The organism is Micromonospora sp. NPDC049580 (assembly GCF_040675595.1).
Taxonomy (GTDB): Bacteria; Actinomycetota; Actinomycetes; order Mycobacteriales; family Micromonosporaceae; genus Micromonospora.
Window position 1 is genome coordinate 19,149 of record NZ_JBFAPG010000010.1, and the last position, 14,277, is coordinate 33,425.

Genomic DNA, 14,277 nt, shown 5'->3' on the forward strand with positions numbered 1-14,277 from the left:
AGGTCTCCCCTCGTCGTGGGCGAGTCGGCGGTCAGTACGACCGGGGCAGGCCCAGTACGCGCTCGGCGACCAGGTTGCGCAGCACCTCGGAGGTGCCGCCCTCGATGGTGTTGGCGCGGCTGCGCAACATCTGGTGCCGCCAATAGGGGTCCCAGCCGTCCGGTTCGGCGTCGTCGCCGAGCAGCTGCACGGCGAGGGTGGTGAGCCGTTGGTGCGCCTGCGACCAGCGCAGCTTGATCACCGACGTCTCCGGGCCGGGCACCCCGGTACGCGCCAGCGCGGCCAACCCCCGCCGGTTGGTCCAACGCAGACCCTCCAACTCGACGTAGCGGGCGGCGAGCTGGTCGCGTACGACCGGGTCGGTGTCGCGGCCGCGGGCCTTCGCGGTCGCGACCAGCCGGCGGAACGCCACGTCCAGCCGAGCGGTCAGGGTGAACCCGAAGGTGCCCCGCTCGTGGGCGAGAGTGGTCATCGCGACCCGCCACCCGTCGTCGAGCGCACCGACCACCGCGTCGAGCGGCACCCGCACCTCGTCGAACTCGATCTCGGCGAACTCGGCCTCGCCGGTCATCTGGCGGATCGGGCGCACCGTGACGCCGGCCGAGCGCAGGTCCACCAGCAGGCAGGTCAGCCCGCGGTGGCGGCGCTGCTCGGGGTCGGTGCGCGCCAGCAGCAGGCAGTGGTCGGCGAGGTGCGCGTACGACGACCACACCTTGCGCCCGGTCACCACCAGCTCGTCGCCGTCGCGGCGCGCGAGCGTCCGCACGGCGGACAGGTCGCTGCCGGCCTCCGGCTCGGAGAAGCCCTGACAGAAGATGATGTCCCCGGTGAGGATGCGCGGTAGATACCAGGCGCGCTGCTCGGGCGACCCGCAGGCGATGATGGTCGGCCCGACCATGCCCAGGCCGATGACTCCGATGTGCTCGGCGGCCTCGGCCCGGGCTGTCTCCTCCAGGTAGATCGCCTGGTAGGCCGGGGACAACCCGCGCCCGCCGTGCTCGGCCGGCCAGGTCAGGCCCGCGTACCCGGCGGCGTGCAGCGCGCGGGTGAACGACCGCACCGCCTCGATGTCGCCCCACCGGCCCTGCGGCGGCGCCCCGTCCGGGCCGGCGGTCACCGGCACCGCGTCCGCCAACCAGGCACGCAGGCCCGCCCGGAACTCGGCCTCCTCGGCGCTGTCACGCAGATCCATGCGCCGCATCGTACTCGTATCTGGTTTTGATCTGCAGTATCTTGTTTTCACGCGTCCCGACGCCGGAAGGGGTCCTCGATGGCCAGTCTCGCGGACGACGCCGCGGTACGGCAGACCGCGCCCGGTCACTACCAGGCCCACCTGTCGGAGGACTGGTCGGTCTGGGGGCCCAACGGCGGTTACCTGGCCGCGATCGCGCTGCGCGCGGCGGGCGAGGAGGCCGGCGCCATGCTGCCGGTGAGCCTGAGCTGCCAGTTTCTCGCGCCGCCGCGCTACGGCGAGGTCGACGTCGAGGTCACCCGCGTGCACGGCACCCGACGCGCCGCCGCCCTGCACGTCACCCTGCGCCAGCGCGGCCGGATCCTGCTCGCCGCGTACGTCTGGACCATCGCCGCCGGCCTGCTCGGCCCCGAACGGCGCTGGATGCCACCACCGGACCTGCCCAAACCCGACGAGCTGCCCACCCTGGTCGAGCTGATGCGCCGCGACGGCCTGCCGGTGCTGCCAATCTGGGAGCGGTGCTACGAGGTACGCCTGGCCGGCTGGCCGGCCGGCGGCTGGCAGCCGCAACGCGACGGCGTGCCCACCATCCGGGGCTGGCTACGGCTGCAGGAGGAGCTGCCGGCCGACGCGGACCCCTGGCTGGCGGCGGCCCGACTGGTCTTCGCCGTCGACGTGGTGCAGTTCCCGGCGGTGGTGCAGGCGTTCGAGCGGACCACGTTCATGGCCCCGAGCATGGACCTGTACGTGGGCTTCCAGGGCGGCGACGACGGCACGGGCTGGCTGCTGGTGGAGGGCGAGGCCGCCGCCGCCACCGGTGGAGTGCTCGGCGCCCGCGCCCGCGTCTGGTCCGACAGCGGGCTGTTGCTGGCCACCGGCGGGCAGCAGATGCTCTACCGGATGGCCAGCCCCGTCTGACGAGGGCTCAGCCGTCGGCGCGGCGGCCGAACCGGCGCACCGCCACCAGCAGGCAGACCGTGCCCAACCCGAGCACCCACGCGAGGGTCTGCAGCACCGGCCACAGCACCGGCCCGCCACTGGACAGGCCGACCAGCGCCTCGGTGGCGACCGAGAACGGGTTGGCCCGCACCACCGGCTGCACCACCGAGGGGAACGCCGACACCGGCACGAACCCCGAGGAGAAGATGAACAGAAGGGTCGCCGGGCCGGTCAGCGACGGCGGCAGCGACTCCTCGTCACCGGGACCGGAGCCCCGCCACAACGCGATCGCCGCCCACAGCAGGCCGAACAGCGCGATCACCGCGAAGAAGCCGACGACGGCCAGCGGCCCCTCCCGGAACCGGAAGCCCAGCAGCATCGCCACGCCCGTGGTGAGCGCTCCGATTCCGACGATGCGCAGCACGTCACCGACGACCCGACCGGCCAGCAGCGCCCCCGGCGCCACCGGCATGGTGCGCAGCCGGTCGACCAGCCCGCCGCGCAGGTCGCGCAGGAAACCGACGGCGCTCGACGGCGACCCGAACGCGGCGGTGGACAGCACCACCAGCGGGGCCAACCGCTCCAGGTAGTGCTGCCGGTCGCCGTCACCGACGATCCGGCCGAAGACCGCGTACTGGGTGAGCAGGAGCAGCACCGGGAACGCGAACGCGTAGACCAGCGCGGGCGGCGCCCGGAAGAACCGGCGAAGGTTACGCCCGGCGAACAGCGAGGCCTGCGTGACGGTACTCATCGGCTCCTCCGAAACGAACGTGCCGCGGCCGCGCCGAACAGCAGCCCCAGGACCAGCAGCCAGACGAGCGCCGGCCACACCCTCTCGTCGGCGCCCTCGGTGGACAGCGCGCGCAACGCGTCGACCTGGGCGGAGAACGGTGACACCTCGACCACCGGCTGCAGCCAACCCGGAAACGCGTCGACCGGGACGAAGGCGGTGGAGACCGTGGTGAGCACCAGGTACGGCAGGGTCAGCGCCGAGTACACCTGCTCGGGGTCGCGGGCCCCCAGCCCCAGGGCCGCGCAGCCCGCCGCGAGCACCACCGCGAAGCCGACCGCCAGCGCGACGAAGCCCGCGGCGCGGGCCGCCCCGGCGGTGAACCGGAAACCGACGAGCACCGCGGCGACGAGGATCACCGCCACCGCGACGGCGGCGCGGGCCGCGTCCACCACGAGCCGGGCCAGCGGCACCACGACCGCGCTCATCGGCAGCGTCCGGTACCGGGCGATCAGCCCGCTGCGCGCGTCGCCGGCGATCAGGTAGCAGGCCGACATGGCGACCAGGGCGGTGGTCTGCACGACGATCGCGGGCGGAAGGAACTGCTCGTAGGCGATCCCGTAGTCGGACATCAGCCGCTGGAAGACCACCATGAATCCGGCGAAGAACGTCAGCGGAAACACGACGGTCAGGCCGACCGACCGGCCCGCGCGAGCCTGCCGCAGGTTGCGGGCGGCCAGGACGGCGAACTGCCGCGGCCCGCTGGCCGCCACCGCCGTCGTGGTGCTCACCGGCCGGCTCCCGCCGCGTCCGCCCCGACCGCCTTCTCGGCGTCGACGGGCCCGGTCAGGGAGAGGAACACCTCGTCCAGGGTGGGCCGCCGCACGGTGACGTCGTCGGCCTCCACACCCGCCGACTCCAGCCGCCGCACCACCTCGGTCAGCGTGCCGGAGCCGGCGGCCAGCCGCAGCACGTCCTCGTCCTCGGTCAGCCCCTCGAACGCCACTCGTAGCTGCCCGGCCGCGACCGCCCGGGCCCGCGGGTCCTCGATCCGCACCTCGCAGACCGCGCCGCCGAGCTGACGCTTGAGCTCGTCGGGGGTGCCCTCGGCAGCGACCCGGCCGTGGTCGATGAGCAGGACCCGCCCGGCCAACTGGTCGGCCTCCTCCAGGTACTGCGTGGTGAGCAGCACGGCCGTGCCGCCGTCGCGCAGCTCCCGGACGACCTCCCACAGGGCCCGCCGGCTGCGCGGGTCGAGGCCGGTGGTCGGCTCGTCGAGGATCAGCACGGGTCGGTCGACCACCAGGCTCGCGGCCAGGTCGAGGCGGCGGCGCAGGCCACCCGAGTAGGTGCGCACCGCCTTGCCCGCCACCTCGTCCAGGTCGAAGCGGTCGACCAGCTCGTCCGCGCGGGCGGCAGCCGCCTGCCGGCCCAGCCCGAGCAGCCGGCCGAACAGCACCAGGTTCTCCCGGCCGGTCAGCAGCTCGTCGAGGGCCGCGAACTGGCCGGTGACCGCGATGCTGCGGCGCACCTCGGCGCCCTGGGCGACGACGTCGAAGCCGGCGACGCGGGCGGTGCCGGAGTCCGGCTTCAGCAGCGTGGTGAGACAGTGGATCGTGGTGGTCTTTCCCGCGCCGTTGGGCCCGAGCAGGCCGACCACCTCGCCCGCGGCCACCTCGAAGCTCACCCCGTCGACCGCCGCCGTCGCGCCGAACGACCGGCGCAGATCGCTGACCTGGATCAACTGTTGTGACATCGCACCACCCTCATGCCAGGAATCCCGGAACCATATCAACGCTTGTCTGTGTAAAGCCAGATACGAGAACGGATAACTCATCCGTCGACAGGGCTGCGCCGGCTACGTAGTCGCTGGCGCGACGAGGCCGCGAAGGCGGCGGCGATCCGCTCGACCACACCCGAGCGGACGCACTCCCCGGCGATACGCACGCTCGCCTCGACGTCGACCGCGGTGGCCGTTCCGTGGCAGATCACGCACACACCGCGTACGCCGAGCAGCGCTCCCCCCGGCTCGGCCGCGAGCCCGTCGCGCACCGCCCGGGTCACCCGCCGCCGCCGCTCACGCGCCAGCGCCCCGATGGGTGAGAACGCCCGCACCGCGTCCAGCGCCAGGCCGACTGTGGCGTCCAACGTCCGCTCGTACATCTTCAACGCCACGTCGCCGGTGAACCCGTCGGTCACCGCCACGTCGACCCGACCTCCGAGCACGTCGTACGCCTCGATCTGACCGCTGTAACCGGGCATCGTGGCCAGCAGGAGGTGCGCGTCGCGGCGGACCGGCCCGCCCTTGACCGCCTCGTGCCCGTTGGACAGCAGGCCGATCCGCGGCCGGGCAAGCCCCAGCCGCCCCCGCGCGTACTCCGCGCCCAGCACTGCGAACTCGACCAGCCACTCCGGTACGGCCGCCGCCGTCGCGCCGATGTCCAGCAGCACGGTCGGACCGGCGCCCGGCACCGGCAGCACCGTCGCCAGGGCCGGGTTGCTCACCCCCGGCACCCGACCCAGCCGGACGGCGGCCGCGAGCACCGCCGCGCCGGTGTTGCCCGGCGTCACCATGGCATCCGCCCGACCCGCCGCCACCTCCCCGGCGGCGACCAGGAGCGAGGAGCGCCGCTTGGCGTATGTCGCGGCCACCGGATCCTCACCCATGCCGACCACGTCCGGGGCGTGCACCACTCGTACGCCCGCCGGCGCGACACCGCCGGGCAGCAGCGGTCGGATGAGCGCCTGCGGGCCGACCAGCGCGATGTCCACCGTGGCGGCTGCCGCCAGCGCGCCGGCGACGACGGGCTCCGGCCCGAGATCCGCGCCGGCGACGTCGACCGCCACCCGCAGCCGCCGCTCCGGCGATGCTTCCTGTCCCGCCACCCGCAGCCGCCGGTCCGGTGACGCGCCCTGACGCGCCATCACCGCATCCCGGCGCTGAGCCGGTCTGCCGTCGCGGATCTGCCGGTCATGCCGTCGCCGTCGGGTTTGTCCGGTGTCGATGGTCCTGCGAGCGCGTCCGTCGCCGCCCGCCCGGCCGGAGCGGCGGGTGGCGATGTCAGCCAGTGGCGCAGCGCGGCACGGGCCGGCGCCAGCTCGCCCGCGAACGCGCCGACCAGGTCCGGGTGACCGGGTGCCGTGTCGGCCGGGCGGTCGGCGCGCAGGTCGGCGGCGAGCACCTGGACCCGGGTGGCGAGGTCGGCGCCGCGCCAGCCCAGTGCGTAACCCAGCGCCGCCTCGTCCCGGGCGGCGGCCCGCCCGGGCAGGCCGGCGACGGCACGGCACTCGGGGTCGATCAGCTCGACGGCGGCGAGCAGCGCCTCGGCCTCGGCGAGGACGCCGGCGGCGGCGAACCGCCAGGCCTGGTCGGCGGCCCACCGCCCGTCGCGGCGGGCCTCCCCGACCAGGTCGACCAGGCGGGTGAGAAGCGCGCCGAGCGCGGCCACCGCCGGACGACCGGTCCGGGCGGCGAGCGTCGCGGCGCGGGCGGCAGGGCCCGGGGCGTACGGCCGCAGCCGCAGCCGCGCGGCCCGCACCAGCGGTTGCGGTGTCCGGGAGTACGCCTCGGCCAGCACCCGATAGCCGTCACCGGAGCGGTCGGAGCCGGCGGCGAAGCGTTCCAACCGCCACTGCAACTGGTCGAGCAGGATGTGGCGTGTGCCGTCGAACACGCCGTAGAGCAGCACGTCACGGACCCGCGCCGCGTACCCGAACTCCTCGACGAGTGCCCGCGATCCCAGCACCGCGCGGCCTTCGGTGACGGCCTGCTCGGCCAGCTCGCAGCAGGCGTACTTGGCCACGGCGGCGGCGTACGCGGCGGCCGGCCCGAGCGCGTTGATGAGGAACGTGGCCTTCACGGCGGTCGCCGCGACCAGCACGTCGAGGGCCGCCGCCCGGAGGAGGTGTTCGGCGATCGCGCCGAGGTGCACGATCGGTTCGCCGTAGACGTCGCGCTCGCGGGCGTACCGCACGGCCTGGGCGAGCGCGCCGCTGGCGGCGCCGGAGGCGAGTGAGCCGATGCCACCCCGCGACAGCGCCAGGGTCAGCTGCAGGATGGTCAGCCCGTCGCCGGGCGCGCCGATCGGCTGGGCCGGGGTGCCGGCGAACCGTACGCCGGAGATGTCGGCGGCAACGGCGGGCAGCGTCCGCCACCGGGGCAGGGCCGTCACCGTGTCGTCGCGTTCGGCGAGAAACAGGCCGAAGCGGTCGGTGTCGGCAAGCCGGGCCAGGGTGACCAGCAGGTCGTGCCGGGTGCCGCCGTTGATCAGTTGCTTCTCCCCGGTCAGCCGGTACCCGCCGTCGACCGGGTCGGCGCGGGTGCCGGTGCGGGCCAGGTTGCTGCCGTGCGCCAGCTCGGTGAGCAGCATGGCGGCGGCGCCACCGTCGCGCAGCACCGCGCCCGCCCGATCGCGCTGCTCCGGCGTGCCGGCGATGCAGAGCGGCAGCAGGGCCAGCGCGTTGACCCCGAGCGTGATGGCGAGGCTCCCGCTGTGCCGCGCGGCCTGCGCGTTGAGGGCGTTGACGTGCACGGCGGTGGCGCTGTCGGGGTCGTACACGGCGGCGACGCCGATCTCCCGCAGCTCGGCCAGGACGTCGTCCGGTGGTGTGCGCCCCGCGTCGGCCGCCGCGAGCCGGCGGGCGGTGTCGGGGTGACCCAGGTGACGGGCGATCGCCGGCAGCGGGTCGACCTGGGCCATCGGCAGGGGGCAGAGTCGTTGCCACGCCGACGTCTCGTCCGGTGTCATCCGGCACCTCACCGTAAATACGTGACAGCAGATACGAGATGCATGCTAGCGGTCCCGGCCGACCGGTTCACCCCCGGAAGCCCATCCCGATCCGACGCCGAGGGGCGCGCGGCTGACTACGCTCGGCCCATGGTGACGGCGGGACTGCTCCTCGCGGCCGGCGCCGGGCGTCGACTCGGCATGCCGAAGGCCCTCCTGCCCTACCGGGGGCGACTCCTGGTGGACCACGCGGCGGCGATCCTCACGGCCGCCGGCTGCCAACCGGTCGTGGTGGTGCTCGGCGCGCAGGCCGACCAGGTCCGCTCCCGGACGCGACTGCCGGGCGTGGTGCTCAACGACGACTGGGCGACAGGCATGGGCTCGTCCCTGCGGGCCGGGCTGTCCGCCCTGACGGCCAGTCCGGCCGTGGCCGTCGTGGTCACCCTGGTCGACATGCCCGGCCTCACCCCTGAGGCGGTACGCCGCATTGCCCGCGACGCCACCGCCGACTCCCTCGCCGTGGCCACCTATGCGGACGGTCGACGCGGGCATCCGGTGCTGCTCGGCCGACGGCACTGGGCCGACGCGGCCGAGGCGGCCACCGGAGACCGGGGCGCGCGGGACTACCTGCGGGCCCGGGGCGACGAGGTACGGCTGGTCCCCTGCGCCGACGTCGCCGACGGCACCGACGTGGACCTGCCCGAGCAGGCGGCCCGCCTCCCCGGATAGGGTGACGGCGTGCTCAGCGGGGTCAACGGCCTGTCCCGACACTTCACCGAGGACAGTCTGCGTGAGTATCTGCTGCAGCGTTCGGTCCGGCAGGCCGACGGCTGCCTGATCATCCGCGGCTACGGCTCACAGCGCGGCGTCTACCAGAAGGTCGCCGGCCGCGCGTGGGCGCACATCGCGGCGTACGCCGTCTTCGTCGGCGGGTACGACCCCGACCTGGAGGTCGACCACCTCTGCGCCGCGAAGGACTGCGTCGAGCCCACCCACCTGCGGCAGGTCAGCCACGCGGACAACTGCCGCACCAGAGCGCAGACGCCGACCTGCCGCAACGGGCACGAGCGCGAACTCGACGAGTCGACGGGCCGGTACCGCCGCACGTGCCGCGCCTGCAACCGGGACAGCCAGCGCCGCTGGCGCGAACGCCAGGCAGCCGAGGTGGCTCAGGCCCGCTCGGCGTACGTCCCGGGATAGGGCTTCGTCACCAGCTCCTCATCGCGCCGGTTCGAGCTGTGCGCGGAGCGCGGCGGCGATGTCATCCTGCTGCGCCTCGTCAAGGCGGTCACCCTCGGCGGCGTTCAGGTAGCCGAAGACCGCAGGGCCGCGGCGATCAGCCGGGAGATCTGGCATCCGTGGCACCACGTGGAAGTGCACGTGGGCGAAACCTTCCTTCTCGGCGAGCTGGATGACGTAGGTCTTCGCGCACCCCGTCACGGCGTGCAGGGCGCGCGACAGCCGGACCTGCCACGTGCCGAGGCTGGCCGCCTCGGCGTCGGACAGCTCAGCGATCGACGTCACGTGCCGGCGCGGAACGAGCACCAGCCACCCGGGCAAGGTCGAGTCGAACGCGTGGGCGACCCGCCAGTGCTCGTCAGCGGCGACGAGCTCACGGGCCGGCAGGGTGTCGATCCGCCGATTCTGGTCACAGGCGTAGCAGTCCACGGTCGAACACTAATGCCGCGGCCTCCTGCGGTAGAGCCTCGTCAGGCCCGATGGGCACCCGTGACGCCAGCTGTCCGCGCTCCGCGAGGCTGGACAGCAGCCGCGATCTCGCGCGTACACCATCCTGACTCCTTACGCACAATAACTGTCATTATGATGTGCGCACGGTATGCCCCTTTTGTGGGAGTGGATTATCGGATTATCGTTACTGGTAAACCGAAAATGAGCGCCGACTGGCCCGCTGCTCGCTCCTCTACGCTCAGGAGCCGACGACGCCAGAACGCTATGAAGGGGCCTTGGGCTTGCGATTCACGCATCGCGACACCGATGCGGACGCGGTCAACGCGGACCCTCCAGCGGCAGCACCGCGCGATCACCGGCCTGTCGCGGATTGCCGCGACCCAGAGCGACCGTGCGAACGCCGCGGCCACGATGCTGCGCGACGGTCTCGACTGGTGCGCGGTTGTCGAGGCGCTGGGGTACTTCGACCAGGCTCACCTGGCACATGCGCTGCGGCGCTACGTCGGGCGCACCGCGCGAGGGCTACGGGCGGGCGACGACCCGACGATGTCGTCCCGTACAAGACCGGCCCGCGGCCGGGCAGCTAGCCTCCGCCTGCCGCACCGGCATCGTCGACGCCGCGCGCCGGCTCAAGGAGCTTCCCGGCCGAGAGCTCCAGGTCCACGGCAGTTGGAGGCTCGTGCAGGCGCTACACCAGGCAGATCATCGCAGGCGCGAAAGCGCGTCTCAGGCCCGCCTGGGCGCTGCCGCGCCGGTAAGCGATATACCTCAGAGGTATGAATATGACTCTGAGGTATATCCCCTTCCAGTGACACACCGCAGTACCCGGTCGTCGTCGGAACCGGGAAACGCCTGTTCTGACGCCCACGACCCTCGGCGTGATCTCCACGGGCGCGTACACCGTGGACGAGGGGCGATCGACGCCAGTCCTCGACTGACGCCGACGCTCGGCCGCCCGCCGCGTGGCGCAACACCGGTCTTCCGTCAGAGTCGGCGACCCTGGTCGGCGGGCTCGCCGAACCAGCGCGACAGGTGATCGTCCAGGTCCTGCTGGTCGTCGCCGATCCAGGCGACGTGACCGTCTGGGCGCATCAGCACACCCGGAACGTCCAGGTCCGCGGTCGGGTCCGCGAGGTGGTCGACCCGGTCTGACCAGCCGCCGACGCTGAGGCGTTCGGTGCGGTCCAGCAGCAGGCCGCGGCCGCGGTGCAGCAGAGCGTAGAGGTTGCCGTGCCGCAGGTCGACGTCGCGCAGGCGGCGGCCGAGCAGGTCGGGGCCCTCGCCGACGTCGTACCGGATCCCGACCCCGGTGATCTTCTCCAGGAGATGGCGGTTCACCTCGTCGAAATCCATCAGTTCGGTGAGCAGCCGGCGTACGGCCTGCGCGCCCGGTTCGCTGGACAGCAGTTCCGTCTGGGCTCGGGTGTTGTCCAGCACGTCCGCGGCGACCGGATGACGTTCGGCCTGATAGGTGTCCAGCAGCGTTTCCGGTGCCCAGCCACGGACCTGCGCGGCCAATTTCCAGCCGAGGTTGACCGCGTCCTGGACACCCAGGTTGAGGCCCTGCCCGCCGATGGGCGGATGGATGTGGGCGGCGTCGCCGGCCAGCAGCACCCGCCCGACCCGATACCGCTCGGCCAGCCGGGTGGCGTCGCCGAAGCGGGACATCCAGCGTGGGGAGTGCACGCCGAAATCGGTTCCGGCCACGGCCCGCAGTCGTTGTCTGAAGTCCTCAAGCGTGGGCCGTCGCGCGCGGTCGCTGACGTCCGCCGCTGGGACCACGACACTGTAGACGCCGACGCCTGCGGGACGGAGCCAGAATCGCTTATGGGTCTCGCGGATCGTGGCCACCGTGGCGGCGACCTCCTCCGGCGGCACACCCACCTCCATCTCGCCCATCAGCGTCTCGGTGCGCGCGGGCTCGCCGGGGAAACCGACGCCCAGGAGTTTGCGCACCGTGCTGCGCGCGCCGTCACAGCCGACGAGGTAGCGCGTGCGCAGCTGTTGCCCGTCGGACAGCTCGACGGTCACACCCTCGTCGTCCTGCGCGAGACCGGTGACCGCCTGGCCGCGCCGGACCTGCGCGCCCAGATCGATCGCGTGCTGTTCGAGCAGACGTTCGATGACCGGCTGCGGTATGCCCAGCAGATAGGCGTACGCGGAGTCCAGCCCGGTGGGCGCGGGCTTGTTGATGGCGGCGAAGAAGCCGGCGGCCGGACGCTTTCGTCCATGCTCGAGCAACCGGGTCAGCAGTCCGCGCATCGCCATCAACTCGAGGCTGCGGATGTGCAGGCCGACGATCCGGACGGCCGAGGTCGGCTCGGTCTCCTTCTCCAGGACGAGGACCCGCACGTCGTGCAGGTGCAGCTCGGCGGCGAGCATCGCACCCGTCGGCCCACAGCCGGCGATGATCACATCGAAGATGGGGCTCGGCGATGAAAGTTCGGAGGCGTCGTTCACGATGGGGTCGCGCCGGCCCGTGTCGGTCGACGGGGGTTCGGCGGTGACGTGCGCGGAGGGCACAGGAGTGGCCTTTCGGGAGTGCCTTGTTGTGAGAGGCGCTCCCGGCGACACCTACGTCAGTCGCCCAAACCGTGACGGCAGGGGGAGCACCCACATCGAACCAGCGTTCATGGGTCTCACCTCCTCGGGCGGTGTCGCGGCCCCCTGCAAACTACAAGCCCGTACATGATCGCGTCCAGTTCTTTGAACCGGCGCCGCCATCCGCTTGACCCTCGACCCGGTCGAGGCCCGAGCATCGGCGACGTGAACGACCAGCCGGCACCCGATCCGACCATGACCCGCATCATCGAGGCGGTGCAGCTCGGCCAGACCGGCGCACCCGCCCAGGCCCGTGAGCTGCTCACCACGCTGTGGGACGAGATCGGCCCCGCCGGTGACGCCCTGCACTGTTGCACCCTGGCCCACCACCTCGCCGACCTGCAGGACACCACCGAGGCGGAGCTGGCTTGGGACGAACGGGCCCTGGCCGCTGTGTCCGAACTGACCGCCGAACGCGCCCAGCGTTACCTGCCCTCGCTCCAGGTGCAGGCGTTCCTGCCGTCGCTGTACCTGAACCTTGCCGACTGCCACCGGCGGCTGGGCAACACCGGCCCGGCCCGGGAGTACCTCGCCCGAGCCCGCGAACACCTGGCGCAGCTACCGGACGACCCGTACGGCGAGACCATCCGCGCCGCTGTCCGTGACTTCGTGGCGGACGACCCGACCGATCGCCGGCGGCGCTAGCGGTTCCGCACACCCGGCCGCCTCGCCACGGTGCAGGGAAGAACGGGCGGCCGGGGAATCAGTCACCGTTCTCGGTGCGCGATGGCCATCCGGTACGCCTGCGGTGAACGTCCGTAGCGAGCACGGAAGAGGCGGCTGAAGTGAGCCTTGTCCGCAAACCCCCAGCGTGCGGCGATGACATGGACCGGCTGGCGCAGGTGCAGCGGGTTGCTGAGATCACGCCGGCACCGCTCCAGGCGCTTGGCGCGGATGAGCTCGGCAGCCGTCGTCGCCTCCCCTTCGAACAGGCGATGCAGCGACCGCAGCGAGATGTGGTGGGCGGCGGCGACGCTACGCGGGCTGAGCTCGGCGCTGTCGAGGTGGCGGTCGATGAAGTCGACGACGCGGGCGCGCAGGGCGGTGTGCCGGGCCTCCGGTGAGAGGGTGTCCTCGATGTCGAGGTGCTGAGCGAGCGTGGCGGCGAGCAGGTCCAGCGTCACGGTGCCCAGGACCTCGGCCTGCGCCGCCTCGTACTGCTCCGGGTGGGCCGCGATGCTGCGCAGGTGGTGGGTCAACAGCCCGCCGACGCCGAGGCGTGCGGGCAGCGGCGTGGCCAGCAGGTGGCGCAGCCGGTCCGGTGCCAACGGCAGCGCCGCGCGGGGTATCTGCACGGTGATTGTCGCGGCGAGACCGGGGCCGTCCGCGCGGTGCCGGGCGATGTACGGGCGCGCGGTGTCCAGCAGGGTGAAATGGCTGGCGGCGACGAGCGTGGTCTCGGTGCGGTCCTGGACCAGGGTGCTGCGACCCGTCAGTGGCAGCGCGAGCTGGTAGATGTCCGCCTCGGCTCGGCGGATCAGCCCGGCGGGCCGGGTGGCGTGCAGCGAGGGGTACCGCAGTGAGGTCAACCGGATCCGGCCGAGGTCGATGGCCTGGGCGTACGCGACGAAGTTGTCCAGCCGTGCGCTGGTGATGTGCGCGGGCGCAGCCTCCTGGGCGACCAGGGCGTACCAGAAATCGAACCGCTCCGGCGGCGGCAGTACCGTCGTGTCCACCACCAGGCTGGGCAACATCCTGTTCGCCTCCCCCGATTGCGAGGATGGATTCTTGCACGGATCGACCTTTCACGGTGCTGGCCACCGGGGCCACGGGTGTCCACGGTGACCGGCGCCGACCTGCGGGAGGCGTCCGACGAGATGACGCGGGCGCTGACGCCGCACCGCGAACGCGACTGGTCGGTGCCCGCCGGCACGCTGACGTGGAGCTGCTGGACCACCGCGGCGCACATCGCGCACGACCTGCTCGCGTACGCCGGCCAGGTCACCGGCCTCGCACAGGACGGCTACCTGCCGTACGACCTGCGGGTCTCCCCTACCGCGGACCCGGCGCGGGTGCTCGACGTGGCGCGCGCCTGCGCCGGGCTGCTCGCCGTCGCCGTCGACGCCGCCGCACCGGACGCGCGGGCCTGGCACTTCGGCCCCTGCGACCCGGCCGGCTTCGCCGCCATGGGGGTGGCCGAGACGTTGCTGCACACCCACGACATCACCCTCGGCCTCGGTGTGCCGTGGCGGCCGTCGCCCCGACTGAGCGCGCTGGTGCTGCGGCGCCTCTTCCCGGACGCCCCGGCCGGCGCCGCGCCCGACGTGCTGCTGTGGATGACCGGTCGCGGCGAGCTGCCCGGTCGGGCACAGCGCACGTCCTGGACGTGGCGCGCGGCGGTGGACTGATCCGTTCTCAGCCCCGGCGGCGCCAGCGCAGCCACCAGCGCCGGCGGGCTC

General features: G+C 73.0%; 14 protein-coding genes. 5 read left to right on the plus strand and 9 right to left on the minus strand.

The window, feature by feature from the left end; translation table 11 throughout:
- Positions 1-31: 31 nt before the first annotated feature.
- Complete coding sequence (locus tag AB0J68_RS01910) at positions 32-1,192, minus strand: acyl-CoA dehydrogenase family protein (RefSeq protein WP_363935489.1); 1,161 nt, start codon at positions 1,190-1,192, stop codon at positions 32-34.
- 78 nt (positions 1,193-1,270) lie between these two features.
- Here AB0J68_RS01910 and AB0J68_RS01915 point away from each other — a divergent pair, with 78 nt between their 5' ends.
- Positions 1,271-2,110 (plus strand): thioesterase family protein, encoded by an 840-nt coding sequence (locus AB0J68_RS01915; RefSeq protein WP_355067494.1) that lies wholly within the window; start codon positions 1,271-1,273, stop codon positions 2,108-2,110.
- 7 nt (positions 2,111-2,117) lie between these two features.
- Here the strand turns inward: AB0J68_RS01915 and AB0J68_RS01920 are convergent, their stop codons facing one another.
- The 5 genes from AB0J68_RS01920 to AB0J68_RS01940 form a co-directional block, all read right to left on the minus strand.
- Positions 2,118-2,882 carry an ABC transporter permease gene (locus tag AB0J68_RS01920; protein WP_354860764.1) on the minus strand — a complete coding sequence of 255 codons (765 nt, stop codon included), beginning with the start codon at positions 2,880-2,882 and terminating at the stop codon, positions 2,118-2,120.
- On the minus strand, positions 2,879-3,652 hold the full coding sequence (locus AB0J68_RS01925; RefSeq protein WP_363935492.1) for an ABC transporter permease: 774 nt from the start codon (positions 3,650-3,652) through the stop codon (positions 2,879-2,881). Before AB0J68_RS01925 ends, AB0J68_RS01920 begins: the two co-directional genes overlap by 4 nt.
- Positions 3,649-4,617: an ATP-binding cassette domain-containing protein gene (locus tag AB0J68_RS01930; protein WP_363935494.1), complete on the minus strand. Its 969-nt coding sequence runs from the start codon at positions 4,615-4,617 to the stop codon at positions 3,649-3,651. The genes AB0J68_RS01925 and AB0J68_RS01930 overlap by 4 nt, the downstream gene beginning before the upstream one ends.
- Before the next feature lie 77 nt (positions 4,618-4,694).
- Positions 4,695-5,786 carry a phosphate acyltransferase PlsX gene (locus tag AB0J68_RS01935; RefSeq protein ID WP_363935496.1) on the minus strand — a complete coding sequence of 364 codons (1,092 nt, stop codon included), beginning with the start codon at positions 5,784-5,786 and terminating at the stop codon, positions 4,695-4,697.
- A complete protein-coding gene (locus tag AB0J68_RS01940; protein WP_363935499.1) occupies positions 5,786-7,609 on the minus strand; it encodes an acyl-CoA dehydrogenase family protein in 1,824 nt (607 codons plus the stop codon). The genes AB0J68_RS01935 and AB0J68_RS01940 overlap by 1 nt, the downstream gene beginning before the upstream one ends.
- A gap of 129 nt (positions 7,610-7,738) precedes the next feature.
- On the opposite strand from AB0J68_RS01940, the gene AB0J68_RS01945 reads away from it, so the two are divergent.
- Complete coding sequence (locus AB0J68_RS01945) at positions 7,739-8,317, plus strand: nucleotidyltransferase family protein (protein WP_363935501.1); 579 nt, start codon at positions 7,739-7,741, stop codon at positions 8,315-8,317.
- A gap of 9 nt (positions 8,318-8,326) precedes the next feature.
- Positions 8,327-8,788 carry an HNH endonuclease gene (locus AB0J68_RS01950; protein WP_363935504.1) on the plus strand — a complete coding sequence of 154 codons (462 nt, stop codon included), beginning with the start codon at positions 8,327-8,329 and terminating at the stop codon, positions 8,786-8,788.
- Positions 8,789-8,806: 18 nt separating this feature from the next.
- On the opposite strand, the gene AB0J68_RS01955 is transcribed toward AB0J68_RS01950, so the two are convergent.
- Complete coding sequence (locus tag AB0J68_RS01955) at positions 8,807-9,256, minus strand: HIT family protein (protein WP_354862826.1); 450 nt, start codon at positions 9,254-9,256, stop codon at positions 8,807-8,809.
- Positions 9,257-10,261: 1,005 nt separating this feature from the next.
- Complete coding sequence (gene rox / locus AB0J68_RS01960; RefSeq protein ID WP_363935506.1) at positions 10,262-11,701, minus strand: rifampin monooxygenase; 1,440 nt, start codon at positions 11,699-11,701, stop codon at positions 10,262-10,264.
- A gap of 372 nt (positions 11,702-12,073) precedes the next feature.
- Between rox and AB0J68_RS01965 the strand changes: the two genes are divergently transcribed.
- Positions 12,074-12,523, plus strand: coding sequence for a hypothetical protein (locus AB0J68_RS01965; RefSeq protein ID WP_363935509.1), 450 nt, complete (start codon positions 12,074-12,076; stop codon positions 12,521-12,523).
- A gap of 62 nt (positions 12,524-12,585) precedes the next feature.
- Here AB0J68_RS01965 and AB0J68_RS01970 read toward each other — a convergent pair whose 3' ends face one another.
- Entirely contained in the window at positions 12,586-13,572 is a 987-nt protein-coding gene (locus tag AB0J68_RS01970; protein WP_354862822.1) for a helix-turn-helix domain-containing protein, read from the minus strand.
- 87 nt (positions 13,573-13,659) lie between these two features.
- On the opposite strand from AB0J68_RS01970, the gene AB0J68_RS01975 reads away from it, so the two are divergent.
- Positions 13,660-14,226 (plus strand): maleylpyruvate isomerase N-terminal domain-containing protein, encoded by a 567-nt coding sequence (locus tag AB0J68_RS01975; protein WP_355069127.1) that lies wholly within the window; start codon positions 13,660-13,662, stop codon positions 14,224-14,226.
- Positions 14,227-14,277: the final 51 nt, after the last annotated feature.

Bases quoted from the DNA above. Each gene is read 5' to 3' on its own strand.
- AB0J68_RS01910 (WP_363935489.1), bottom strand. From the start codon at position 1,192: ATGGATCTGCGTGACAGCGCCGAGGAGGCCGAGTTCCGGGCGGGCCTG.
- AB0J68_RS01915 (WP_355067494.1), top strand. From the start codon at position 1,271: ATGGCCAGTCTCGCGGACGACGCCGCGGTACGGCAGACCGCGCCCGGT.
- AB0J68_RS01920 (WP_354860764.1), bottom strand. From the start codon at position 2,882: ATGAGTACCGTCACGCAGGCCTCGCTGTTCGCCGGGCGTAACCTTCGC.
- AB0J68_RS01930 (WP_363935494.1), bottom strand. From the start codon at position 4,617: ATGTCACAACAGTTGATCCAGGTCAGCGATCTGCGCCGGTCGTTCGGC.
- AB0J68_RS01935 (WP_363935496.1), bottom strand. From the start codon at position 5,786: ATGGCGCGTCAGGGCGCGTCACCGGACCGGCGGCTGCGGGTGGCGGGA.
- AB0J68_RS01940 (WP_363935499.1), bottom strand. From the start codon at position 7,609: ATGACACCGGACGAGACGTCGGCGTGGCAACGACTCTGCCCCCTGCCG.
- AB0J68_RS01945 (WP_363935501.1), top strand. From the start codon at position 7,739: ATGGTGACGGCGGGACTGCTCCTCGCGGCCGGCGCCGGGCGTCGACTC.
- AB0J68_RS01965 (WP_363935509.1), top strand. From the start codon at position 12,074: ATGACCCGCATCATCGAGGCGGTGCAGCTCGGCCAGACCGGCGCACCC.
- AB0J68_RS01970 (WP_354862822.1), bottom strand. From the start codon at position 13,572: ATGTTGCCCAGCCTGGTGGTGGACACGACGGTACTGCCGCCGCCGGAG.